Here is a 24671-nt window from a genome sequence, read left to right on the forward strand (position 1 = left end):
CTCGTCACTATCCGCCGGGCCCGCCAAAGCGGAGATGTCCGACATGGACTCATTCGCCGGCGTCATGCCTGCGAAGCAGGACCTTGATCGGTGAGCAATCCTGTTCGCGAACCGATTCGACAGAACGATAAGCAGGGTCGATTCGTAGTGTCAAGCGAAGCTTGTCCATGGCTTGCGACGAATGAAGAGCGCAAAGCCGGGAGATTTCCAGGCCGCAACCGGGTGCTCCGCCGCGCGATGACCTGCCATTCCGCTTCCGTGGTGTCCGACGGGTAGCGGCGGACTCGACTGCTGGGCAGGATCAATATCCACGGAAGCTGTGGTGGATGCGCCGGCTCCACCGACGAGGTAGAACGTCATACCGGAAAGCCCTCCGACGCCGCGCAGCGTGGACGTCGCGCAGCTGGCCGCGGGACAGGTTCTACCTCACCTCACCTCGCCGACGCTGCGCAAGCTCGCCGCCCCGCGCTGCGCTGCGCCCAAAGGAAATCATCAACCCGTACCGACGGTAAGGCGCCGGCGCCCGGACAGTGGAGTGCCTGGACGGGACGCAGCGGTACGTTGACGGTCCGCAGCGAACGACTGCGGCGACGATTCGAAGGCTCCGGACTGGAGGAGTGGTTGTCGCTGGTATACCCCCGAGGGCAGTCCCAACCATCGACCCCGAGGGCGGACAAGCGGGCAGGCCCGATACCGGCTGCCGGTCGATGTCTGTTCGCGGCGCTGCACGCGCAGGCCCCCTCGGCCGTGGCCACGCCGAGAGCGTCGTAGGCCCCGACCTCGAGTGCGAGCAACAACGCCGAACCGATTTGGTCGTCGTTTTCGATCATTAGCACGGCGGTCGTACCCGGCATCATCCCCAGACGACCGGCTCGGCGGCCGACCGTGGCAGCCGGTTGGCCGATTTGTCACGGAACTGTCTACTGAGCCATTTTCATCGTGACGGTGCAGGTCACGGGCAGTGCGGGAGGCCGGTGTCGACATAGGACGAGGCTCCCGGTAAGACAGCAATCGACCAAGATCAGATGCCCCAACCGGGAGCCTCGCTGTGCTGTCTTACCCTGCCGCGATTCCGTTGTCCACCCGCAGCCTGAACCACCTCGCCGGTCTCATCCGAGCCCGCCGTGACCAGCGGCGATCCCGATGGCGGCGCCTCGACCCCGGCCGGCAAGCCCTGCTCGCCCTGGCCCACCTGCGCAACGGTGACACCCTGACCCGCCTGGCCGCCGGGTTCGAGATCGGTGTCACGACGGCCTGGCGCTACGTCCGAGAGGCCATCGACCTGCTCGCCGGCACCGCCGACGACCTGACCACAGCGATGACCAGGATCCGCCTGCTGGCCTACGCGATCCTCGACGGCACCCTGATCCCGATCGACCGAGTCAGCGACCAGAAGCCCTACTACTCCGGCAAGCATCGCCGTCACGGCGTGAACGTGCAGGTCATCGCTGATCCGGCAGGCCGGCTGATCTGGGCCTCGGCCGCCCTGCCCGGCTCAGTCCATGACCTGACCGCAGCCCGCACCCACGCCATCATCGACGCACTGACCAACATGAACGTGATGACCCTCGCCGACAAGGCATACCAGGGCGCCCGCGGCAGCATCCGAACCCCGTTCAAACGCCACCGCTACCGGCCGAAACTCTCCCGCTGGCAGAAGCAGGCCAACCGCGCTCACGCCCGAATCCGCGCCATCGGCGAACGCGCCAACGCCACCCTCAAGACCTGGAAAGTCCTGACCAGGCTGCGCTGCAGCCCACACCGGGCGACCCCGATCCTGCAGGCCATCCTCGTCCTACATCACGTCGAGAACCCGACCCACCGAGGATGAAAAAGGCTCGCTGTAGCCGAACTCGTTTGCCCTCCAATACCTCGTGACACCAACCGGAACGAGACCGAGACCGAGTGAGATGAACTTGCGGAACCTAGTGAACAAAAACCAGGAAGTCGATCTCTAACGCCGCAGGTCAAGAAGTCTGCTCCCCGCGCACGCGGGGGTGATCCGGTGCCCGTCAAGTTCATCGTCGACACCGTCATCTGCTCCCCGCGCACGCGGGGGTGATCCGGAGCCGACCGTGTTCATCGTCGGCGGCGCGATCTGCTCCCCGCGCACGCGGGGGTGATCCCCCGAGGTGCGTGTGCGTGTCGTGGCGTCGGCGGCATGGTCGGTGCGGTTGCCGGCGGTGTGCTGACGACCGGGCTGTCCTGGCGGTGGGTGTTCCTGATCAATGTGCCGATCGGGGCGTCGCTGATCGCGGTGGCGGTGACATCGCTGACCGCGCGGCCCGGCCGCCGCGAAGCGCTGGATCTGGCCGGTGCGATCACCGGTACGGCCGGGCTGGCGGCACTGATCTACGGCGTCATGCGGACCGCCGACCATGCGTGGGGATCCGCGCGGGTGCTCGTCCCGGTCGTGGCCGGCGTTCTCCTGCTGGCGATCTTCCTGGTGGTGGAGAAGCGGTTCGCCACGGCACCGATGATGCCGCTGCGGCTGTTCAGCAACCGCAGCGTGGCGGTCAGCAACGCGATGCTCTTCCTGTTCGGTGGCATCGCCATCGCGATGTGGTTCTTCACCTCGCTCTTCATGCAGAACGTGCTGGGCTACAGCGCGCTCGACGCCGGGCTGGGGCAGACGCCCGCCGCAGTCATGTTCGTGGTGGTCGCGCGGTTCGCCGCCGGCTGGCTGCCGAAGACCGGCGTGCGCCTGCTGATGCTGGCCGGGTGTGCGTGCTTCGTAGCCGGGTTCGGCTGGCTCTCGCAGGCGGGCGTCGGCAGCCACTATGTGGCGAGCGTCCTGGGCCCGACACTGCTCGTGGCGATCGGCATCGGCCTGGTCTTCCCGACGCTGATGGCGTCGGCGACCGCCGACGTCGAGCCGCGCGACGCCGGCATCATCGGTGGTCTGGCCAACACGGCCAGCCAGGTCGGCGGTTCGATGGCGCTGGCGGTATTCGCGACCGCGGCCGCCGCCCGTGCCGCCTCGCACAGCAGTAACAGTTCATCCCCCGAGGCTCTGGCCTCCGGGTACGAACTGGTCTTCGGCCTGGCGGTCGGAGTCGCCCTGGCGATCGCGTTGGTCAGCGTGCTGTTGCCCAGGCGGCAGCGGAGCTGACCCGCGACGACAGGAGAAATCGCGTTGCCCACGTGGTGACCACCACCGAACCGTCACCAGCTGCAGCGCGAACCCGAGCCGGTTGTGATCACCACGCCGCTTCGCGACCAGCTCCCGGTCCGCATCGTCCAGGAAGAAGAACCGCTCCAACGTCACCTGGTCCGGAGGCACAGCCGCAAACCGGCCGAACTGCGCGATCTGCTCATCCGTCCAGAATCTGCTCGGCACGACCGGTCAACGTGCGGCACATCCACGTGTGCTGGCGGGCGGGTCTGGATGATCTGCTGGCGCGGTTCGCGCACCGTTTCGGGCGGGCGGAGCCGCGCCGGCAGGCGCTGAGTTATCTGGTCGGGTTGCTGTCACCCCTGGCGAGCAAGAACGGCTGGACCTTGGCCGAGGCCGCAGGCGATGCGACGCCGGACCGGATGCAGCGGCTGCTCAACCGGTCTACGTGGGACCCGGACGCGGTCCGCGATGATCTGTTCGCCTACGTGTCCGAGCACCTCGGCCATGACGACGGGGTGCTGATCGTCGATGACCGGCGCAACGGCTGGCATAACCGCGGTGTGGAAGAAGGTTGTGCAGACCTCTCCTGCGCCAACAACGTCGCCAACCGTCGTCCCAACCACCGTGGCCCCAACCGCCGTCGCGCCGGCCAGTCCGACTGGCACGCCGACGGTGGTCGCTACGCCCAGTTGAACGACGGTGGCTCCGTCACAGGGAGGGTCGTCGCGGCAACTCGGTCTTCGGGGCGGCCGCCAGCGGGTAACGGGAGTGGGTGCTGGAGACCTGGCGGTTGGGGGCGCGCGGGGTTACCGGCGGTCCGCGACGGCGAGGGTGCGGCCCGGGGCCGCACCCTCGCTGGGTGTCAGCAGTACAGATTGGTGCCTGGGTCCACGCCCAGGATCTGCGAGAACCGCTGGTAGGTGGTGACCCGGTTCTGCACGGTGACTGGGTTGCGGCCGTCGCACTCCAGGGCGCCGTTGATGCTGCGGATGGTGCCGCCGAAGCCCTGGGAGCCGAGAATCGCCGAGTGCGCGGGCTGGCTGTTCGGGCCGTTCTGGGTCATCCAGTACCAGACACCGGTCTGCCACGCCACCGACGACTCGTTCTTGACCCGGTCCGGGTTGTTCAGCAGGTCGATCCCCAGCGCGTCACCGGCGGCCTTGTAGTTGAAGTTCCAGCTCAGCTGGATCGGGCCCCGTCCGTGATAGGCCGACTGGCCCGCCGGGCAGCCGTAGGACTGGGAGCGGTCGCAGTACAGCGGCCAGTTCGCCTGGTTCTGCTCCTCGACGTAGCGCAGCTGGCCCGACTCATGGTCGATGTTGGCCAGAAACGCCGCCGCCTCACGCTTGCGCGCGGTGGCGTCGCCGGTGCCGGTGAACGCCGGATACTTGCGGGCCGCGTCGATCAGCCCGGCGTACGAGTAGAACGGGATGCGCAGCGGGAACATCTGGTTGTACTGGGCCTCGCTGACGGGGAACCCGTTGGTGCCGTCACCCGGAGGCGGGGTGGTGCCGCCCCCGCCGGAGCAGGTGTACGGCTCCCAGTACCAGGTGCTGATGACCGGGTCGTACCCGGGATTCTCGTGCTTTGCCCGGTAGTGGTTGCCGTCGGTGTAGCGCACGATCGAGCCGGCCGGGTAGAAGGTGCCCGCCGCCCAGTTCGGGTAGTTGCAGGTGCCGCCGCCTCCGCCACCACCGCCTTCACCGCAGGGACCGTTGTCCTGCCACACTCCGGAGCCACCGGTGCTGGGCGTCTCGTACTGCGTCCACCACTTCGCGGTCCAGTTCCGGCCCTGGTGCGAGACGCGCATGGAAGCGGTGTAGACCGCACTGTTGTTGTACGGCGCCGCGCAGGCTTCGGCCGCAGCCGACGGCGTGGTCGGCAGCAGCGCCGCAGCAGCACTCGCGATGGCCACGCTGACCGTCGCGATGATCGCCATCAGGCGTCTTTTGAACATGGTGGGGGCCACCTTTCGGCAGGTTCGCGGACACGACGCAAGCAGAGCATCGAGTCTCTTGGATATACCGCAGGCGGACCTTACTGTAAATAAAGTTCCATAATCAACCTCGCGTGGCCTGGGGTGGCCGCACGGTGGTGACCTCGACATCCGACGACACGGTTGTTGACGGGAGGTTCCGTCCCGCCATAGCGTTACGGCAGCGACCCAGGGGTGGGGTGTCAGGGCGCTTTTGGCCACCTCGGCAGCCTTTAAGGGATGTGCCCGGTTGGCCCATCGGCTGAACACACCACAGGCCCGAACACGGAAATCGGCACACTCCCTGCCGAGGAGGAGGGAACCGCTGTGGCTCGACAGCGCAAGTAGCGCGACGAGAGGTAGTCGACGAGCTGGCACGCCCTCTGGCCCCGTGAGCGTGGACGGTGTTCTCGCCATCCGCGCCGTGATTGCCGCCGTGTCGCGCTCGAGGGCTTCCCCCGATGTCGCGCACGCTACTGCACCGCTGGCCCTGCTCAGCGATCAGCACCGCAGGTTCGACACCTGCTCGCGCTGCGCCGATGGGTCGGGGGCTCACCACAGCGGCGAGCCCCCGACCTGGAGGCGGTCAGGCCGGGTGCACTGCGATGTTCGTCGCCCGTAGCAGCCCGACGACGCCCTTCACTGCCGCCAGGCCCTCCTGGTGTGCGCCGGCTTTGATCCGGCCGGACCAGTAGCCGTACCGGTCGGCGAGGACGCCGATGCCGGCCGACCCGGCCTGGACGACGCACGAGCCGAGCGGATCGTGCGGCGCCTGCGGGGCCGGGGCCGGGGCGCATCCCACACCGAACCGCTCCTGCTGCACCAGCGGATTCAGCCCGGAAACGTCACCCTGGCACGGGTCCCATTCCAGTTGCTGCTTGCAGCTGTCGTAGTTCGACAACGCCCGTTGGTAGGCGTTGAACAGGTGCAGCGAGCCGCTGTTGTAACTGTCCTGGCTGCGCGGTAAGCGGTAGTCCGCCGGCAGCGCCCGGTCGCCGAAGAGCTGGCCGCGCAGCACGTCGTCCCGTTCCAGCGCCGACGACCAGCCCAGGTCCGAGAAGATCTGCAGCATCCGTACCGCGTCGGAGACCTTCTTGCCGGCGTCCCAGAGCTGCTGGGAGCTCGACCAGGTGCCCGCCGGCGGCCGGTCCACGCCGGTGCCGAGCGCCGCCGCCCGGTAGAAGTAGCGCTGCTTGCCGGTCAGCATGGCCTGGGCCTTCGTACGCGCCAGCGCCAGCGCGGCGGCGTTGTCCACCACGACGCCGCTGCTGTCCAGCGCCGGTCGGTACGTCGAGTTCCACTTGCTGTTGATGTAGTAGTCGGGTTCCCGGCAGTACCCGGTCGGCGGATTGGCCCGCTGGTCCCACAGGCAGACGTCGGTCAGGCGCGTCTTCCAGGTCACCGTCCGCACGTCCTGCCAGTCACCCCCGAACCACTTCACCTGCTGCCGGACGACCAGCCGCAGATCCGCGTTGGTCTGCTGGTAGCGCGGGAGGTCGTTCACCACCACGTTGACGAACTCCGCGTCGAGGCAGGAACGCAGCTCCGGCCGGTAGGCCGGCGCCATCGCGTAGTTGGCGAGGTGGTAGACGCTCGGCAGGGCCGAACGGTTGACCCGGCTCGGCATGTCGAGGGTCGCCCCCGTCGGCCCCTCGCAGAACGCGATGTGGGGCACGTCCGCGATCCGGCCGGCGGCCGGGATGTCCTGGTCGACGCTCCCCCACATGTTGTAGTCGCGGTCGCCCTCCGCCCAGCGCACCGCCCGGCCGACCTCGTCGAGGGCGAACTTCCACTGGCCCATCGCCGCCCGGTAGTCGGCGATCAGCCGCTGGAACAGGGCATTGGTGGCACCGTCCGCAGCCGGCGCGCTGAACTGCCGCACCCGACGGTTGACCGCGTCGCCCGCGGCGATCGTGCTCTCCGTCTCGGCTGCGGCGACCTGGGCGGCGTACTGCGGGTTCTGTAGTTGCAGGATCAGGTTCGCCCGAGCGCCGAGCAGCCACGCCGACGGGTTGGCCACCCCGGAGGCCGGCTGGTCGCCGGGGGCGGGGGTGAGCGCGATGCCCCGGGCACCCGCCCACTGGGCGAGGTAGTCGATCGCGCCGGCCGGCAGGTAGAGGCCGACCGTACCCACCGGGTCGGACAACGACGTGCCGGTCGGGACGACGTACGGCGCCTGCCGGGCGCTGTCGGCCGCGAAGGTACGCGTCGGCGAGTCGGCCTGGTCGAAGTAGGTGGCGAGTGACTCGATCTTCGTGCCGGTGCGTGCCTCACGGTGCACGTACCGGTCGACGCTGGTCTTCAGCGGCTGCTGGGCGATCTGCTCGAAGGCCGCCTGGCTCGCCAGCGCGAGGGTGTCCACGCGCTGGTCGAGGACGATCAACTGGCCGGCGATCACGGTGAGTTGGGCACGCACCTCGGTGAGGTCCCGGGACAGCGCGGTCAGTTGGGCGCTCAACCCGTCGTACATCGTGCCGAGCATCTTCTCGATCCGGTCGAACCGCCTGTCCATCCCGGCGGCCAGCCGGTTGATCTGGTCACGCAGCGCCGCGATCTGGGCGCCGGTGGTCTCGTCGGCGCCGCCGCCGGAGGTGAACAGCGGAAGCAGGATCATCGCCGCGCCGACCAGGCCACCGACCAGGGTGAAGGTCGACATCGCCAGCGCCGCCGTGGTGATGCCGGCCGCCGAGATCGCCGCGGTGTAAGTGGTGATCGCCGAGATCGCCCCCACCACGGCCTTGGCGATGGTCTCGATCTGCTTGCCGAACTGCTTGTCCACCATCCCGGCGAGCTTGCCGAGGACGGTGACGGCCTGGCCGAGCTTCTCGTTGAGCTTGCGGTCGGCCTCCGCCTTCGCCTTGGCCGCCGCCTCCTCCGCGCTGGTCGGCTTGTTCGGCCCGTCGATCGGGAACCGGTCGGACGCAGCGACCACGTCGGTCACCGCGGTCGCGGTCCGCTCGCGGAGCGCGGCGAGCGCCACGTCGAGCTGCGACTGGATCTCCGCCCGATAGGCGTCCCTGTCGTAGCGCTTCGCGGTGATCGCCGACAGGTTGAGGTTGCCGCTCAGGTCGGGCAGCTGCGCGAGCTCGTCCGCCGGGGTGTCCAGGCGTACGCCGAGCCGGGCGCCGACCGCCGTGTTCCACACCTCGGCGAGGGCCGGATCGGTGGCGGCCCGGGCGTGCAGCGTGCCCCACACCTCGGTGAGCGCGCCTCGGGAGATCATCTCCCACAGGTACTCCTGGGTGCCGCCGCGGACCTGTTCGATCGGCGGCACGATGCCGGCCAGCTCCTCGCCGGTGGTGCTGCGCAGCAGCCCCTTGACCGCCGGGCCGCCGAGCTGGGCCTCGCCGCTGCCCGCGAGCTTCTCCATCGCCGCGCCCAGCAGGTGCAGCTTCCCGGGTGACTCGTCGGACGCCGGGACGGCCTGTCCGACGAGGGTGGTGACGGCGTTCAGGTGGGCGTTGAGCGCCGCGGTGTCGGCCGTCGGGTGCGCGCCGCGCCAGTCGCTCAGCTCGGCGGCGAGCACGGCGTCCACCAGGCCGCGGGTGCCGCCGTCACGAACTTGGACGACCGCCGCGAACAGGCTGTGGTGCACGGCCTGCTCGTCGTACGGGACGGGGTCGGCGGCGACCGCCGGCCCCGCCAACGCGACGACCAGGCTCGCGCCGGTCACGGCCGCGAGCCACCGGCGTGGGTGGCTGAGGCCCTTCGTGGTTCTCAATGGATGTCCTTCCTCCGGGTTCCTCTGGTACGGGACGAGGTGCGGCCTCCATGAGGCCGCAGTGGAGTTGGCGTGCCCTTAACGTCGTCTTGGCGGGCTGGTGGGCGCCGGCTGCAGGGGCGGCGGGCGTCCGACCACGACCGGTTCGCGCGGGGACGCCGGAGCCCGGGTGCGGTCCGAACGGTTGATCAACGAACAGTCGGATACCGGATCTCCACGGCGGCGTCGGCTTACTACGGTGGCAGCGTGACGACGGTCGGTGTGCTCGGTCCCATGTGGGCGATGCGGAACGGCACCCCGATCGAACTCGGGGCACCGCGACAGCGCGCGGTGCTGGCCCGGCTTGTCGCCGGAGGCGGTCATGTGGTTTCGGTCGACCGGCTCATCGAGGACCTCTGGTCGGGAGACCCGCCGCCGCGCGCCCAGGCCGCCCTGCAGGTGTACGTGTCGAACCTGCGCCGGGCGCTGGAGCCGGACCGTCCGCCCCGCCGTCCCGCCCGGATCCTCGTCACCGCGGCCCCGGGGTACGCCCTGCGACTATCGGCGCCGGACGTGGACGCCTGGCGGTTCGAGGCGGCGCTGCGGACGGCGACGCGGGTCACCGAGACGCAGCCGCGGGCGGCGCTCGCCGGGCTGGACGAAGTCCTCGCCTGTTGGGGCGCGGCCACGCCGTACGCCGAGTTCGTCGGGGAGCTGTGGGCGGACCGGGAGAGCGAACGGTTGGCCCGGCTACGACTGACCGCCGTCGAACAGCGCGCGAAGCTGCTGCTCGACTTGGACCGCGCGAACGAGGTGGTCCTCGACCTCGATCCGCACGTCCGGGACCATCCGCTGCGGGAGCAGGCCGCGATGCTGCTCGCGGTCGCGCTGTATCGCCTCGGAAGGCAGGCCGATGCCCTCGACGTGCTGCGATCGGTGCGCGCCGCGCTGCTCGAACAGTTAGGCATCGAACCCGGCCCCGAGCTGCGGAGCCTGGAGACGGATCTGCTTCGGCAGCACCCTCGCCTGGGGTCGCCCGCCTCCCAGGTCGCCCGATCCTCGGCCGTGGTCGGGCCGGCCGACCCGCCGGCTGTCGTACCCGATCGACCGCCCGCGGCGCAGCCAATTCTCGGCCGCGCGACCGAGCTGGCCCGGATGCGCTCGGCGGCCGCCCGCGCCACCGCAGCCGGAATCGGCATCTGCTGGGTCGGTGCCGAAGCGGGTGGGGGGAAGTCGACGCTGGCCCGGCACCTCGCCGGGTCCCTGACCGGCGACGGCTGGACGACGGCGATCGGCACCTGCCCGCAGGTGGATGGCGCACCGCCGGCCTGGGCGTGGCACGAGGTCGTCACCGCCGCGTGCCGACGGCTCCCGCTCGACGAGCCGGAGGCCCGCGGCCTACAGCTACTTCTGGGCACCGGCACCGCAACGCCTGCCGGCACCCGCGGGCAGTACGACGAGTTCCACCTACGCGAGGCGCTGGGTGCCTACCTGTCCCGGCTGGCCGGCCACGGCCCGCTGCTCGTCGTGATCGAGGACCTCCACCGGGCCGACGGTGAGACCCTACGCATCCTGCGCCACGTCGCGGCCGCCCTGGCTGAGGCGCCCGTCCTGGTGGTGGCGACCTTCCGCCCCGACGAGGTGACCGACGACTTCGTGGTGGCCCGGGCCGCGCTCACCGGCGTACCGGCGGTAGAACTGGACCTCGGCGGCCTCGACGACGCGGCCGTCACCGAACTGCTGAGTCGCCATAGCGTCGACACCACCGACTCCGAACTGCTGCGCACCGTACGGGAACGCTCGGCGGGCAACCCCCTGTTCACGATCGAGCTGGCCAAACTGATCGCGGCCGAAGGCCCCGGGTCAGCGCTCGACGGCATCCCCGCCGCGCTGGGTCACGTGCTGACCCGGCGGCTGGCACGGCTGCCGGCCAGCACCCAGACGGTGCTACGGCACGCCGCCGTCTTGGGCTCGGACGCCGAGGTCGACATCCTGATCGCCGTCGACGGCGGCCCCGAGGAGCCGGTCCTCGACGGCCTGGAGGCCGGCGTGACCGCGGGTCTACTCGTCGAGCCCGAGCCGGGGCGGATCCGGTTCGCGCATGCCCTGATGCGGGACGCGCTCTACCACAGCGTTCCGCTGCTACGACGCACCCGGATGCACAGCCGAATCCTCACTGTGCTGCGAGAGCAGCGCGTCGACGACGTGGCGCTGCTGGGGAGGCACGCACTCGCCGCCCTCACCCCGGCCACCGCGCAGGACGCCATCGGGTACCTGGCCGCCGCCGCCCGCCGGGCCGGTGACCTCGGCGCGCCTCGGGAAGCTGCCGCGTACTGGACCGGCGCGCTGCGCGCGGCCGACCTCGCGCCAGCGGTACCCGCCCGCGCACGTCTCGACCTGCTCTGCGATCTGGCCACCGCGGGCGCACTCGCCGGTGACGTGCTGAGCGCCCGCGCCGCACGCGCCGAGGCGGTGCGGCTGGCCACCGGGATCGGCGACCCGCAGGCCGTCCACTCCGCACTGACCTGCTTCGACGCCCCGGTGACCTGGACCATCCGGCCCGACCGCGCCGTCGACGAACCGCTGGTCCGGCTGCTGGAGCGGGAGCTGTCCCGCGTGGGCGACGACGGCTTGGCGCTGCGGTCCCGGCTGTTGAGCACTCTCGCCTTCGAGATCGAGGGCGCCGATCTGCAGCGCGCCGACGAGGTCACCCGGGAAGCTCTCGCGCTAGCCCGTCGGCAGGACGATCCGGCGGTGCTCTGCCGTGCGCTCAACGCCCGCTACTTCGTCACCGTCGCCCCGGCGCACCGGGCCGAACTGCCCGACGTCGGGCGGGAGCTGCTGGCGGTCGCCGAGGCCGCGGGGCTTACCGCGTACCAGTGCGAGGCCCACCACATCCTCTACCAGGCCGCGCTCACCGACGCTGACTTCGACCGGGCACGCCACCACGTCGACCGGGCGATCGAAAAGGCCACGACCGGTCAGCTCGGCCTGATCCTCGCCGTCATGGGGTGGTTCACCGGCCTGCGCGCGCTCTTCGCCGGTGATCTCGGTGAGGCGTCGCGCCGGTACGCGGAGATCAGCGATCGGATGAGCCGCATCGGTGGTCCCAACGCGGCGGCGATGGGACTGATGGGCCGATTCACCGTGCTGAGCACCGTCGGGCGCGGGCACGAGCTGGTCGAGGACATCCGGCAGGTGCATGCACGTGTACCGGACGACACGCACGACGTGCTGGCCCACGCGCTGCTCTCCTCAGGCGACCGGGAGGCGGCCCGGGCCGTCTGGCGGCCACAGACCCCGATCCGCCCCGACTACCTGTGGCTGTACTGGATGACGCTGCGCGGGCAGGTCGCCGCGCGGCTCGGCGACCGCCCGGTTGCGCAGCGCTGCTACCGCGAGCTGCTGCCGTGGGCGGGGCGGTTTGCCGGCCTGGAGTGCGGATCGATCTCGCTCGGCCCGGTGGACCAAACCCTCGCCGAGCTCGCCGCCGCGCTGGGCGACCCGGCCGTCGCCGCGCACCGCGACGCCGGGCTCCGGCTGGCCCGGAGGGTCGGCGCCGTGCCGTGGAGCGACGAGTCGGCGTACGTGCCTGCGACGGTGCGTTGACCCCGTCACCGCCGCTCGGCCGGTGTCACCCGCCGAAGACCGTCGCCTCCCGGCGGCGGAAACCCGGTCGCAGCGCCACGAGCATCAGGCGCAGCACCGGTCCGGCGATCTTTCTCAGCTCCTCCAGCTCCTCCGGGAGGGCGTACCGCTCGATCCTGGGCAGTTCGAAGCGCAGCGCACCGCCTTTGCGGACCGCTCGCTCCACGGTGTTCCAGTCGGCCACGCTGACGTAGCGCCGGATTACCGGGAAGATCAACCGCTCCTCCTCCTCGATGTGCTCGTCGAGGACATCGCGCAGCTGAGCCAGGGCCCCGGCGAGACGCCCCGCGACGGTGCGTGCCCGGCCCGCTTCTGACGAGCCCGAGGCGAACGCGGCCACCAGCTCGTCCGCCGCCACCCGTACCTCGTCCAGGACCGGTTCGAGTGCGGCGTGGTCGTCACTGAGCTCCCGCAGGTCGATCTCCGCACCCGCCGAACGCTGCAGCACCGGCCAGAGGACCTCGTCCTCCATCTTGTGGTGGTGATGGATGCCGTCACAGAGCAGCCGCAGATACGTCCGCAGGGCCGTCGCCCGGCGACGGTCGTACGCGAGCTGCCCAGCAGCCACGCGGTCGAGCAACTCGGCCAGCCGGCGAGTGTCGGATCGCATGGTGCGGTGGTTGATCCGGAAGCCGATGAGGTTCGGCTCGAGGTGGGGGGTTGTGGTGACCATGGTTTCCTCCGGCCGCCCCGCTGGCGGCCTGTTCGGGATGGGGCCGGCCATTGGCGGGCCGCGCCGGTGCCGGCTACGGACGGCCGACTCGCTCTCGTGCTTCTCCACTCTCGGGCACGGCGCCTGGCGAGCACTTGGTGCCGACTTGGCGGGCGCGCCTGGCGGAATGGGCCCCCGGCAGTCGGGTCCGAGACTTGATCAAGGGCACTGGCTGGCGAGGAGATCTTCCACCTGGCCACACTGTGACTGCCCAGTCCGAAACCTGCCCAATATCGGTCTGGAGACCAACCTTGCCGAACTGCGACGCAGCATCGACGCGCATCTGGCCGCCGACGCCGAACTGGAACGCTGGAACGGTTTACCGGTCGTCGTCACGCTACGACCCCCAGTGGGCCGCCGCCGGCTCGAAGGTCCACTATCCGGCCCTTCCCGGTCGACCTGTCGGACCGCCCCCACCAGCCCGCCAGGCCGGCGTTAAGGGTCCGCCAACTCCGGCCCGGCCTCATGAATGTCGCAACTCGTCCCGCAGCCGCAGCGCGCCCGAGAAAGGACCATCTATGAAAAGCAGGCACGACGGGCCGCTGTCGTGAGCGTTCTCGGTGACTCCGTTGTCCCGGCGGGCCTGACAGTTGGGGTGCTCGGGCCGACAGTCGTGCGGCACTACGGCCGGGCCGTCGCCGTCGGCGGCCCGTCGCCGCGTACGGTGTTGTGCCGATTGGTCATCGCCAACGGCCGGTTCGTGTCGATCGATGCACTGGTCGATTGCCTGTGGCCGCACGACCCGCCACCGAGTGCCCGGATCACCGCGCAGGGCTACTTGTCCGTGCTGCGTCGGACGCTTGAGCCCGACCGGGCGCCACGTCAGCCCGGGCGGGTGCTCGTTCGGGATGGCGCCGGGTACGCGTTGCGGTTGGGGTCACGCACGCTCGACGTCGACCAGTTCAGCAGGGCGGCGGCCCAGGGCCGGGACCTGCTGACCACCGGTGCGGCGCGATCCGCGCTGGTCCAGTTCGACGTGGCGCTCGCACTCTGGCGGGGATGGGCGTACGCCGACTGCGCGGACCACGAGTTCGTAGTCGCGGAGTCGCATCGGCTCCAGGAGCTGCGGACCGGTGCGCTGGAACACCGCCTGGCCGCCCTGGTCGAGTTGGGCGCCAACGATACGGCCATTGCGCAGCTCCGGGCGTTCCTCATCGAACACCCGCTGCGGGAGCGGGGTTGGGCGCTGTTAGCGCAGGCGTTGTACCGGGCGGGCCGTCGAGGGGACGCGCTGGCAATGCTGCGCGAGGTGCGGAACCGACTGATAGACGAACTCGGTGTCGAGCCCGGACCGGAGCTCGCCGAGCTGCACCGCGACATCTTGGACCAGACGCTCGCTCCGCGGCCAGCAGCGAAGATCAACGGTCAAGGTGCTGGCGCGAACGCGAAGCGGACGCCTCCTCAGGCAGTTGGACGCCGGTGAGCTCACCGCAGCGCGTGAGCAGCTCGTCCAGCAGTCCCGGGTCCATGCTGGAGAGGGACGGCCGCCAGTCGCGTTGACTGAAATAGTGTCCACTGACCAGGACGTCGGCTTCGGTGCCTACGGCAAGGCGCACCTGGGCCCGCGCGGCGTCGTCGGGGCTCGTCGGCGCAGCGTCGCCGCCCATCTTGGTGCGCACCCAGCCGGGGTCGACCGCGTTGCTCAAGGTTCCGGGCCATCGACGGGCGACGGCGAACGCGAGCATCAGGTCCAGCAGCTTCGAACTGGAGTACACCTCGACCCCATTCCACGGGCGGGTGTCGTACTGCAGGTCGGCGAGGTCAACCACACCGTCCGCGGCCATCGCCGACGACACGAACACGAGACGCTCCGGCTGGGGAAGCAACGCCGTCAGCAGGTACGGCGCGAGAACGTTGACCTGAAAGGTGGACTCCAGCCCATCCCCGGTCAGCTCCCACTCCAAGGCGTCCAGCCGGGCGATCCCAGCGTTGTGCACGATGGTGTCGAAGCGTCCGTGCGCGGCCAGTGACCTGGCGAGCGCGACGGTTTCCTCGATCGAGCGCAGATCGCCGACCGCAATCCCGGCCGCCGCCGGGAGCGCCGTCTTGGCGACCGCCGCCCGCTCCTCGTTGCGGGCGTGCAGGACCACCTGATGCCCCCCGGCGACGAGTTGGGCCGCGGTTCGCAGGCCAATGCCGTCCACCGAGCCGGTGACAAGAATGTTGCGCATGCCGTTCCTTCCGTCGTTTTCGGCTTGACCCTGGCACGACGGTTGGGAATCGATTGGAACCTCGTTGGCGACCGCCCGCCACGCCAGGGACTGCGGATCTAACGGAGACCTCTCTGTTGCCAACGCCTTGACACAGAGAGGTGCCGTTAGCGAGACACCTCCTTCGGTAGGGGGTGCGGTTTTCCGCACTCCGGCGGTTGAGGTCGGCCGGCTGAGGTCGGCGGTCGACCTCATGGTCCGGGAAGTGGTGGGTTCATAACGTCTTCAGCATGATCCGTTTGTGGCACGCGTCGATGCACGCTGGTCTGTTGGTCAAGGAGTCTGACCCGTCGCAGGGCGGCCTGGTCGGGTTGATGACCGATCTGATGGAGCGGCTCGGCTCCCCCGGCGCCGGCTTGGCGGTCGCGTTGGAGAATCTATTCCCGCCGATCCCGAGCGAGGTGATCCTGCCCCTGGCGGGGTTCACCGCCAGCCAGGGCAAGATGAACCTGTTCGCCGCGATCGTTTGGACCACGATTGGTTCGGTGGTGGGTGCGGTGGCGCTGTACTACGTCGGCGTCGTATTCGGACGGGACCGAGTCCGCGCGATCGCGGCGCGGCTGCCGCTGGTGAAGTTGAGCGACATCGACCGGACGGAGGCGTGGTTCGCCCGGCACGGGGTGAAGACCGTCTTCTTCGGCCGGATGATCCCGATTTTCCGGAGCCTGATCTCCATTCCGGCCGGGGTGGAGCGAATGCCGATCGCCACGTTCCTGCTCTACACCACCCTGGGCAGCCTGATCTGGAACACCGTGTTCGTGATGGCCGGCTACCTGCTCGGGGAAAACTGGCACTCCGTCGAGTCGTACGTCGGGACGTTCCAGAGGATCGTCATCGTGGTCTGCGCGCTCGCCGTCGGGTACTTCGTCGTCTCCCGCGTGATCAAGACGCGCCGCCGCCGGATGGCGCCGGACGATGAACTGGCACCGACCAAGCCCGACCCGTACAGGTCGGGCACACATGTCGAGCCGTACGGGTACTCCGGGGCCGACAACCGAGCCCAAGCCGTACGCGGCACTGTGTACGGGACTCCGCGACGGTCGGAGGATGGCCGATGACGCCGCCTGTTGAGAACCTCGCACCTGCGGGGCGCCGCCGACGGCATGCCGTACGCCCGCCATTCACGACGCGGGTCGGCAGGTGGAGCGCCAATCATCCCTGGCTCGCGATCACGGCCTGGCTGTGTTTCGTGGTGGCCAGCGTAGTCGGTGGCAGCCTGGCCGGCACGGTAAAGGCCACCACGCAGGACAGCCTGCACGGGGAACTGGCCCGCGCGGACCGCATCGAGCAGGCCGGCGCGTTCCCGGAAGCCCCGGCAGCGGAGAGCGTCCTGATCACGGCGCGGGCCGGCGATCTCGATGTCCAACGTGCTCAGGCCGTGGCGGCCGACCTGTCGGCGCAGATGCGTGCGCTGCCCGAAGTGGCGAAGGTGGCTGACCCGGTTACCTCCCTAAACCGCGACGCCGTGCTGGTCGAGGTTGAGATGACCGGTTCGGCGAACGACGCTGACGCGCGGGTCGGACCACTGCTGGCGGCCACCGCGCAGGCGCAGCAGCCGTATCCCGACCTGTGGGTGGAGCAGGTGGGGTCGGCGTCCCTGGCGAAGGCGCTCACCGAGACGCTGGCGGCGGATTTCGTCAAGGCGGAGCTGATCAGCGTGCCGATCGCGCTGGTGATCCTGCTATTCAGCTTCGGCGCGTTGATCGCCGCCGGAGTGCCCGTCGTGCTGGCGTTGTCGGCGGTGGCCGGTGCCATGGGGCTGGCACAATTCGCCTCACACATTCTCCCGGCCGGGGAACTGGTCAGCAGCATCATCCTGCTCATCGGCATGGCGGTTGGCGTCGACTACTCGCTGTTCTACCTACGCCGCGAGCGAGAGGAACGAGCACGAGGACGCGACCATCGCAGCGCGGTCGAGATCGCCGCCGCCACCTCAGGGCACGCGGTACTGGTCTCCGGCGTCGTCGTCATGGTCGCCATGGCCAGCCTGTTCCTGGTCGGCGACAACACCTTCAGCTCGATGGCCACCGGCTCGATCCTGGTCGTCGGGGTGGCCGTGACCGGATCCCTCACCGTCCTACCCGCAATCCTGGTCACCCTCGGACGCTGGGTGGACCGGCCACGAGTGCCCTTCCTCGGCCGCCGGATCCAGAGGGCAGAGCACAGCCGCTTCTGGGCGGCGGTCCTGCGACCAGCACTCCGCGCGCCGCTGGCGACGTTCGTACTTTCCGTCGGCGCCCTGGTTATCGTTGCCATCCCGGCACTGGACATGAACCTGAAGCGGCCGACCGCAACCGACCTGCCCCGCTCGATCCCGATCCTGCGCACCTACGACCGCCTGGCGCAGGCGTTCCCGAGCAACGACCTGGGCACCAGCCACGTCATCGCGATCCGCACCGACGCCGCCGGCGGGCCAACTGTCAAGCGCGAGATCGCGGCGCTGGCCGCGCGGATCACGGGGGACAGCCGGTTCGCCCAAGACCGCCCCCCGACCGTGCGCAGGTCCGCCGACGGCACCGTCTTCCTGGCCACCGTCCGCGTGGCGGGCGCCAGCGACAGCAGCGAGGCGACCCAGTCGCTGCGCCGGCTGCGCACCGTACTGCTGCCGCAGACGGTCGGCACGATCCCGGACACGGAGTGGGCGGTGGGCGGCCGTACCGCGAGCGATGCCGACTTCCGCGACCGAATGGCGGCGGCACTGCCGCCGGTTGTCGCGTTCGTGTTCGGCATGACGTTCCTGGTCATGCTCGTCACGTTCCGGTCAGTGGTGGTGGCGTTGACCTCGATCCTGCTCAACACGATCTCCGTAGCCGCCTCGTACGGACTGCTGGTGCTGGTGTTCCAGCACACCTGGGCGGAAGAACTGCTCGGGTTCACCTCCAACGGCGCGGTCGTGTCCTGGCTACCGCTGATGCTGTTCGTCATCCTCTTCGGACTCTCGATGGACTACCACGTGTTCGTCGTGAGCCGCATCCGCGAGGCGGTCCAGCGCGGCGTATCAACCCGGCAGGCGATCGAGCAGGGCATCGTCTCGTCAGCGTCCACGGTCAGCAGCGCCGCGATCATCATGGTCGCCGTATTCTGCATCTTCGCCACGCTGTCGATCGTCGAGTTCAAACAACTCGGCGTGGGACTGGCCGCCGCGATTCTGATCGACGCCACCGTCATCCGCGCGGTCGTCCTGCCGTCACTCATGCGGCTGCTCGGCGAAGCGAACTGGTGGGCCCCACGATTCCTCGCCGGCCGCAGTAGGAACGATGTCATGCAACGTAACGGCGAGGCCGACACGCAGGTGTCATCAGGGTCGCCGAGCAGTAGTTAGGTTGGGTGGGCGGTCGGGCACGCGGGGTGCTCTCGTGGCCGCCCGCCATCGACCCGAGACATATGAGCTACGGAGGGAGGCCCTGGTGGCGGAGCGCGCGGCGCACGGTCGGCGGTCGTGGATCCGCCCCATGGCCCGGTGGAGCCGAACTGTGGCGGGCGTGGCGGTCGGCATCCTCACCGCTGCGGCCGAGGCGCTGTTCCTGCTCCTCGCCGGGCTCGCCGTGGTCGCCGTCTCGCCGGTGCCGGCGGCTCGCCGCCGCATCACCACCACCACCATCCGGTACGCCCGACGCGTCGCCGAGTGGGAGCGGTGCCGCCTGGCCCTCGTCGCCGCGGAACCAATCCCATCACCGGTCCGCGCGAGCGGACCGCGTGTGCTCGGCTATCTCGCCGCCCGGCTCCTACCCGCGGCGCTCGGCGTGCTCACTGCTGGCCTGCTCGTGGTCGGTGCCGTACTCGCCGCTATCGTCGTGCGCTCCTTCGTCGCGGGAGCCATGACCATGGCCGGGTTCCTGCTACAACTGCTCATCGGGGCAGCCCTGCTGGCGGTGAACCTGCAGGCGACAGCCAGCGTGGCCACCCTGGACCGGCGGCTGGCCCGCAGTCTGCTCGAACCCAGCACACGCCAGGCGCTGCAACAGCGGATCAGCGAACTGGCTGTCAGCCGAGCCGGCGTGATCGCCGCAGTCGACGCCGAGCGCCAACGCATCGAACGCGATCTCCACGACGGGATACAACAACACCTCGTCGCACTCGGCATCCTGCTAGGCCGGGCGCGGCGCAGCCGCGACCCCGACAAGGCGCGCGAGCTTCTCGCCCAGGCGCACGAGGACGCCCAGCGTGCCGTCGACGAACTGCGGGACGTGGCCTGGCGGCTCTACCCCTCCGCACTCGACCACACCACCCTGGACGAGGTGCTGAACATGGTGGCGCAACGATCGGCGACCTCCGTCAAAATCAGCTACGACGTGCCCGTCCGGCCCGCCCAACCGATCGAGACCGTGCTGTACTTCGTCGCCTGCGAAGCGATCACCAACGCCACCAAACACGCCCGAGCCAACCTGATCACCATCGAGATCGAGGCGCGGGACACAAGAATCGAGATGCGCGTGCGCGACGACGGCCTCGGCGGCGCCGACCCACACGGCAGCGGCCTACAAGGGCTCGCCCGCCGGGTCACCGCGCTCGACGGCCAGTTCGCCGTGCACAGCCCACCCGGTGGCCCCACGACGATCCGAGCGGAACTGCCATGCGCATAGTCCTCGCCGAAGACTCCACCCTGCTCCGCGAAGGACTGGCCCGCCTCCTGGCCGACGAGGGACACCCTCTGGTCGCCGCCGTTGCGGACGCCGACCAGCTCATCACCGCCGTCGAACAGCACCACCCCGACGTCGTCATCACCGACGTCCGCATGCCGCCCACCAACACCGACGACGGCCTACGGGCGGCGCTGGAGATCCGCCGCCGCTGGCCCCACATCGCCGTGCTCGTTCTGTCCCAGTACGTCGAGAAGCGCTATGCCGCCAAACTCCTCGCCGCCCGATCCGAAGGCGTCGGCTACGTCCTGAAGGACCGCGTCGCCCAAGTCGAAGACTTCCTCGACGCGCTCGACCGCGTCGCCGCCGGTGCCACGGCGCTCGACCCCGAGGTCGTCCGGCAGCTCATGTCCGCCACGAGCCACAGCGACCCGCTCAACCGCCTCATCCCTCGCGAGCGCGACGTGCTGCACCACATGGCCCAGGGACACACCAACGCCGCCATCGCCGATCGCCTACACGTGTCACAGAGCGCGGTCGAGAAACACATCAACACCATCTTCGACAAGCTCAACCTGTCCCACACGACCGGCTACAGCCGCCCAGTCCTCGCGATCCTGCACTACCTCGGCTCCTAGCCGCTCAGGATCGCCGACCCACGCAAGGGCCGGAAGTAGAGAGAGGTCGTAGCCTGCCTGTGGCAGCGGAACGGCCTCCGAGCCGACGTCCGCTTCTCGGCTAGATCCGGATACGACGCTAGCCCGCTCTGGCTACGGTGCGTGACGTGCCCCGACAGCGGCCGGCCTACTGAGGAAGGACTCGCGTCGAACGAATACGCGCTCCTGCCAGTCAATCACGGCGAGTTTCATCAGATGAAGCATTCGCCGTCGTACGCATGCTCAATCAGCATCGAACAACGGCGGTCTCCGCCGATTGTTGATCACGTCGGCGGCCTGCGGCGTTGTGAGCCGCTCGGCGCGCTCAGCGATGTCGCAGAGCGGGCGCTCGGCTGTGGTAGCTCCGGCCACCATCGTGGCCAGGGGCAGCGGGTTCTTGGTAGCAGTGCCCACGATGGCCGGCATGACGGAAATGATCGATTACGCCATGGCGGGCCCGCTGACGACAATCGGCACCGTCCACAAGCCGGCGCTCGACGACCTTCCGACTGAGCCGGTCGACATCTGCCACCTCGTTCACGAGCTCGTCATTCAGCCCACAGATGCAAAGGCGCTCGGCGTCTCCGAGCAGCGGTTCGCCGAGAACCAACTGCGTCCTGTCGACGGCATCATCAGTGCCTTGCTCGCCCTCGACCCAGCCCCGCTGACTGCCGCACGCGCCCCTGACCGGCGGGTGATCGGCACCTGCCGCCACTTCGCCGTGCTCAGCTGCACCTTGCCGCGCTACCGCGGGATCGCGGCCCGCGCACGCTGTGGCTTCGCCACATACCCGCGGCAGGGCGTGGACCACTGGATCACCGAGTACCGGCATGGCGGCCGCTGGGTGCGGATCGATTCCGAGATTTTGGGTTACTCCCTCGTGGCCAAGCCCGAAGACCTCGCCACCGGCGAGTTCCTCACCGGCGGTGAGGCGTGGACTGCCTTCCACCACGGCCGTATCGACGCCGCGCAGTTCGGCGTATACGGCACCGAGAAGTGGGGACCTGCAGAGATTCGAGGAAACGCCGTCAAGGACCTCGGAATTTGTCAAGTCAAACTGAGACGGTTTGTGCCTCGGTTGTTGGCTGGTTGATCCAGGCTTTCTCGGGGAGCTGGGGTGCGCGGGGCCGGCGGGTGAACCGGTCAGGGTGCTGCGTGTAGGCGGCGTTCAGGGTGGTCTGGCGGTGCCGGCGGATCTGGTCGGCGGTGCCGTAGTGCACCGACGCGGGCGTGTGCCAGCCGATCCCGGAGTGGCGGTGCTCGTGATTGTAGGCGGTGAAGAATGCGTCGCAGAAGGTGCGGGCGTCGGTGAGGGATCCGAACCGGGCGGGGAAGTCGGGCATGTACTTCATCGTTTTGAACTGGGCTTCGGAGTACGGGTTGTCGTTTGACGTGCGTGGCCGGGAATGCGAGCGCAGGACACCGAGGTCGACGAGCATTTCCGACACCGGTTTCGAGGTCATGGCGCCGCCGCGATCGGCGTGGATGGTGTGCGGCTCGATCCCGTTGGCGGTGACCGCCTCAGCCAGGAAATCGCGGGCCACGATCGCGTCCTCGGCGGCCGCGACGAGCCAGCCGGTCACATACCGGGAGTAAATATCAATGATGACGTAGCATTTGAACCAGACGCCTTTGACGGGTCCTTTCAACGCGGTGATGTCCCAGGACCACACCTGCGACGGGCCGGTCGCGACCAGCTCCGGACGCACCCGGGGCGGATGGGTGGCCTGCCGGCGTCGTTCCCGGCTCTGCCCCGCTGCCCGCGCGATCCGATACATCGTGGACATCGAACACCAGTACCGGCCCTCGTCGAGCTCCCGCGCCCATACCTGCGGGATCGCCAGATCCGCATACCCGGGCGCGTTCAGCACCGCCAGGACCTGTTCCCGCTCGGCCAGGCTGAGCGTCTGTGGTGGCGGGGTCCGCGGCAGCCACGGGCCATGCATCGGCCCGATCGGTTTCGCCTTGCGGTAGTAGGTCGCCCGCGAGATCCCGGTCAGGGTGCACGCTCTTTGCACCGCAATCTCAGCGGCTCGTAATTGTTCGAACGTGGCGGTCAGGACTTCTTCGGCGGTTCCTGCTCGTCCGCGCTCTCGGACAGTTCCGCTTGCCGGGCGCCCGGGAACAGGGTGTCGTCGCAGGCGGCGACGCGGATCGTGCGGCGTTCGGTGCGTCCGTGCCCCCGGTCGCCGGTGATGTCGGTGTTGTCGACGAACTCGGTGTCGGCGCCGGACATCAGCGCTTGGGCGGCCTGCAGTGCGAGCGGCTGGTTCCCTTTGAGGATCAGCATGTAGTGGGCGTTCAGGGGCCCGGTGATCAGCCGGGAGGCCTTCTTCGTGGTGTGCAGTGCGTCGAGGGTGAGCAACATGCCGGCCACGTCCAGGGGCGCGAGCAGGTCGCCGGTCACGGTGGTCTCGCCGCGCTTGTCGCCGACCTGACGCTGGCCCAGGATCACCGCCCGGTCGTGGGTGACCGCGGCGACCAGGAACACCTGCCCGACCTCGGTGCGGGTGCCATGCAACAGCTTGCCGTCGATCGCGACCGCGGGCAGCAGCCCGGCCGGCGCCGGGTGGGTCATCGCCCGCGTCGCGGTGCGGCGCTGCTCGCGTTCGGCGGGTTCGTCCTCGGCTGCGGCGACCTGCGGGGCCGGGGCGTCTCCACGCACGACGTCGGTGGCGTAACCGCAGGTCGCCACGTCGAGGGCGTCGCCGTCAACCGCTTGCAGGACCCGCCGGAACGTACGCTCGCTGGGCACCAGGTAGCGGCCGGTCAGCGGGTTTCGTCGGGCTCCGAGACGGTGCAGGACATCCTGCGGGGTCCGCGCCGCCCACTGCCGGATCGCTGTCAGTGCGTCGTTGCCGGTCACCAGCGTGGCGCACGCGGTCAGCACCAGGATCACCAGAAGCGGATGGCGAAGCCCTCGCAGCCGGCGCGGGTCCGGCACCTGCCGCAGCCGCGCCACCAGCGGCGACACCATCGACAACGGGTCGGCCACACCCAGATCCGCGGCGAGTTCGGCCTCCCACAACGCCAGATCGGCGAGGTGGTCAACAACAGGGTCGATCAGGGAAGATGACGTCACGAGCGCGACTCCAGCGATGATCTTCAGGACTAGACACCCGAAAGATCATCAGGAGTCGCGCTCGTCCTGCAACTCACCCCGCCCGGCTCTCAACACGGACAGAACGTATCAACCCGGAACAACGCCGGGGCCGTGGGCCCAAGCCCCGGACGTCTCGGCTGCCGTACTACGCGGAGCGCCCCTTGTCGGCATCCGCAAGATCTGCTCACCCCGGCTGGCGTGCCATCTATTTACACGTCCCTGGGAAGTCGGGCAGCAACCTCGGGTCGTGCTCTGTCTCGGCGTGCTCCTGCGCTGTGGTGAGAAACCATTCGAGAATGGCCTGCCCGGCGAGCACACCAATCTCGGCCGTGGGAGCCACGTGCGGTGCGGACCAACCCGACGCGAACAGGTCACCGTGCCGGGGATGCATGCCGAAAGCGGCATTTTCCAGCAGGTCCACGTCTAGCACGGAGTCGCCGGCAGCCAGCACCTTGCCGGCGTCGATCCGGTCGGCAACCTCGCGAACCGCAGCCGACTTCGTGAGCGTCCTGGGCAACCAGTAGAGCTTCCGCCCCTGCAGCGCTACCCGCCAGCCGCGCTCGGCAGCCCACTCGGTCGCCTGCTTGAGCCAGTCGGTCGGCAGTTGAGAACGGTCGACCTCCGCGTAGCAGAACAGGTCCGGCACGCTGCGGAGCCTGAGCACCCATGGCCGGTGCGTCGCCCGGCCGGCATACGTCCACACCTCATTCAGCGACGCGACTTCGGCCAGGCGCCTGCGGACCTGCCTGCTCCACACCACGTCGACATGTCCGTCGATGAACAACAGGCCACCGTTGGCCGCCACCGCAAACCGGTGTGGGCGTCCGGGCAGTCGTACCCGATCCAACTGGTCAGGCGTACGTGTGGTCACCGGCATCACGGTCGCCACGGCGGACAGGGCGCGCATGAGCTCGCCGGCCCGCGCGGTCATGAACGAGGCGTCCTCCCCGCGGTGGTGTTCGACGCAGA

The 24671-nt window shown here is 69.4% G+C and carries 18 protein-coding genes and 2 pseudogenes; 10 read left to right on the top strand and 10 right to left on the bottom strand.

The annotated features are described in order from the left end of the window. Nucleotides 1-714: 714 nt before the first annotated feature. A pseudogene (locus tag OG505_RS14255) lies at nucleotides 715-912 on the bottom strand (hypothetical protein); the annotation flags it as partial. A 136-nt stretch (nucleotides 913-1048) separates the two neighbouring features. Between OG505_RS14255 and OG505_RS14260 the strand changes: the two are divergent. Together OG505_RS14260 and OG505_RS14265 are read left to right on the top strand one after the other, a co-directional pair. Beyond that, nucleotides 1049-1831, top strand: a complete 783-nt coding sequence (locus OG505_RS14260) for a transposase family protein (protein ID WP_405433774.1) — start codon at nucleotides 1049-1051, stop codon at nucleotides 1829-1831. A 288-nt stretch (nucleotides 1832-2119) separates the two neighbouring features. Further along, complete coding sequence (locus OG505_RS14265; protein ID WP_405433776.1) at nucleotides 2120-3112, top strand: MFS transporter; 993 nt, start codon at nucleotides 2120-2122, stop codon at nucleotides 3110-3112. Nucleotides 3113-3154: 42 nt separating this feature from the next. Here the strand turns inward: OG505_RS14265 and OG505_RS14270 are convergent. Beyond that, nucleotides 3155-3340: pseudogene (locus tag OG505_RS14270) on the bottom strand (DUF4158 domain-containing protein); the annotation flags it as partial. Nucleotides 3341-3366: 26 nt separating this feature from the next. Here OG505_RS14270 and OG505_RS14275 point away from each other — a divergent pair. Continuing rightward, nucleotides 3367-4038, top strand: coding sequence for a transposase (locus OG505_RS14275; protein WP_405434496.1), 672 nt, complete (start codon nucleotides 3367-3369; stop codon nucleotides 4036-4038). Here the strand turns inward: OG505_RS14275 and OG505_RS14280 are convergent. Continuing rightward, on the bottom strand, nucleotides 3981-5075 hold the full coding sequence (locus OG505_RS14280) for a glycoside hydrolase family 19 protein (protein ID WP_405433778.1): 1095 nt from the start codon (nucleotides 5073-5075) through the stop codon (nucleotides 3981-3983). The genes OG505_RS14275 and OG505_RS14280 overlap by 58 nt on opposite strands. A 604-nt stretch (nucleotides 5076-5679) precedes the next feature. Further along, entirely contained in the window at nucleotides 5680-8814 is a 3135-nt protein-coding gene (locus OG505_RS14285; RefSeq protein WP_405433779.1) for a hypothetical protein, read from the bottom strand. Between the two features lie 246 nt (nucleotides 8815-9060). Here OG505_RS14285 and OG505_RS14290 point away from each other — a divergent pair, with 246 nt between their 5' ends. Next, the gene (locus OG505_RS14290; protein WP_405433780.1) at nucleotides 9061-12402 is read left to right on the top strand and encodes a BTAD domain-containing putative transcriptional regulator; all 3342 of its coding nucleotides are present in this window, start codon (nucleotides 9061-9063) and stop codon (nucleotides 12400-12402) included. Between the two features lie 25 nt (nucleotides 12403-12427). Here the strand turns inward: OG505_RS14290 and OG505_RS14295 are convergent, their stop codons facing one another. Next, nucleotides 12428-13114 (bottom strand): hemerythrin domain-containing protein, encoded by a 687-nt coding sequence (locus OG505_RS14295; RefSeq protein WP_405433781.1) that lies wholly within the window; start codon nucleotides 13112-13114, stop codon nucleotides 12428-12430. A 586-nt stretch (nucleotides 13115-13700) separates the two neighbouring features. Here OG505_RS14295 and OG505_RS14300 point away from each other — a divergent pair. Further along, entirely contained in the window at nucleotides 13701-14576 is an 876-nt protein-coding gene (locus OG505_RS14300) for a BTAD domain-containing putative transcriptional regulator (RefSeq protein ID WP_405433783.1), read from the top strand. On the opposite strand, the gene OG505_RS14305 is transcribed toward OG505_RS14300, so the two are convergent. After that, entirely contained in the window at nucleotides 14512-15558 is a 1047-nt protein-coding gene (locus OG505_RS14305; protein ID WP_405433785.1) for an SDR family NAD(P)-dependent oxidoreductase, read from the bottom strand. The genes OG505_RS14300 and OG505_RS14305 overlap by 65 nt on opposite strands. 35 nt (nucleotides 15559-15593) lie before the next feature. Between OG505_RS14305 and OG505_RS14310 the strand changes: the two genes are divergently transcribed. The 4 genes from OG505_RS14310 to OG505_RS14325 all read left to right on the top strand — a co-directional run bounded on the left by OG505_RS14310 (nucleotide 15594) and on the right by OG505_RS14325 (nucleotide 20581). Then, nucleotides 15594-16421, top strand: coding sequence for a DedA family protein (locus tag OG505_RS14310; RefSeq protein ID WP_405433787.1), 828 nt, complete (start codon nucleotides 15594-15596; stop codon nucleotides 16419-16421). Between the two features lie 131 nt (nucleotides 16422-16552). Next, complete coding sequence (locus OG505_RS14315; RefSeq protein WP_405433789.1) at nucleotides 16553-18685, top strand: MMPL family transporter; 2133 nt, start codon at nucleotides 16553-16555, stop codon at nucleotides 18683-18685. Between the two features lie 160 nt (nucleotides 18686-18845). Continuing rightward, nucleotides 18846-19946, top strand: a complete 1101-nt coding sequence (locus OG505_RS14320) for a sensor histidine kinase (protein WP_405433790.1) — start codon at nucleotides 18846-18848, stop codon at nucleotides 19944-19946. Then, nucleotides 19937-20581, top strand: a complete 645-nt coding sequence (locus tag OG505_RS14325; RefSeq protein ID WP_405433791.1) for a response regulator — start codon at nucleotides 19937-19939, stop codon at nucleotides 20579-20581. The genes OG505_RS14320 and OG505_RS14325 overlap by 10 nt, the downstream gene beginning before the upstream one ends. 261 nt (nucleotides 20582-20842) lie before the next feature. Here the strand turns inward: OG505_RS14325 and OG505_RS14330 are convergent, their stop codons facing one another. Further along, nucleotides 20843-21025, bottom strand: a complete 183-nt coding sequence (locus OG505_RS14330) for a hypothetical protein (RefSeq protein ID WP_405433792.1) — start codon at nucleotides 21023-21025, stop codon at nucleotides 20843-20845. Here OG505_RS14330 and OG505_RS14335 point away from each other — a divergent pair. Then, nucleotides 21024-21692 (top strand): transglutaminase domain-containing protein, encoded by a 669-nt coding sequence (locus tag OG505_RS14335; RefSeq protein ID WP_405433793.1) that lies wholly within the window; start codon nucleotides 21024-21026, stop codon nucleotides 21690-21692. The two genes, OG505_RS14330 and OG505_RS14335, sit on opposite strands and share 2 nt — an antisense overlap. Here the strand turns inward: OG505_RS14335 and OG505_RS14340 are convergent. The 3 genes from OG505_RS14340 to OG505_RS14350 form a co-directional block, all read right to left on the bottom strand. Next, nucleotides 21652-22659, bottom strand: a complete 1008-nt coding sequence (locus tag OG505_RS14340; protein ID WP_405434498.1) for an IS3 family transposase — start codon at nucleotides 22657-22659, stop codon at nucleotides 21652-21654. The two genes, OG505_RS14335 and OG505_RS14340, sit on opposite strands and share 41 nt — an antisense overlap. Further along, nucleotides 22656-23681, bottom strand: a complete 1026-nt coding sequence (locus tag OG505_RS14345; protein ID WP_405433794.1) for an ISAs1 family transposase — start codon at nucleotides 23679-23681, stop codon at nucleotides 22656-22658. The genes OG505_RS14340 and OG505_RS14345 overlap by 4 nt, the downstream gene beginning before the upstream one ends. Nucleotides 23682-23907: 226 nt before the next feature. After that, the gene (locus OG505_RS14350; RefSeq protein WP_405433796.1) at nucleotides 23908-24633 is read right to left on the bottom strand and encodes a hypothetical protein; all 726 of its coding nucleotides are present in this window, start codon (nucleotides 24631-24633) and stop codon (nucleotides 23908-23910) included. Between the last annotated feature and the right edge of the window lie 38 nt (nucleotides 24634-24671).

The organism is Micromonospora sp. NBC_00617 (genome assembly GCF_045161355.1).
Lineage (GTDB): Bacteria > Actinomycetota > Actinomycetes > Mycobacteriales > Micromonosporaceae > Micromonospora.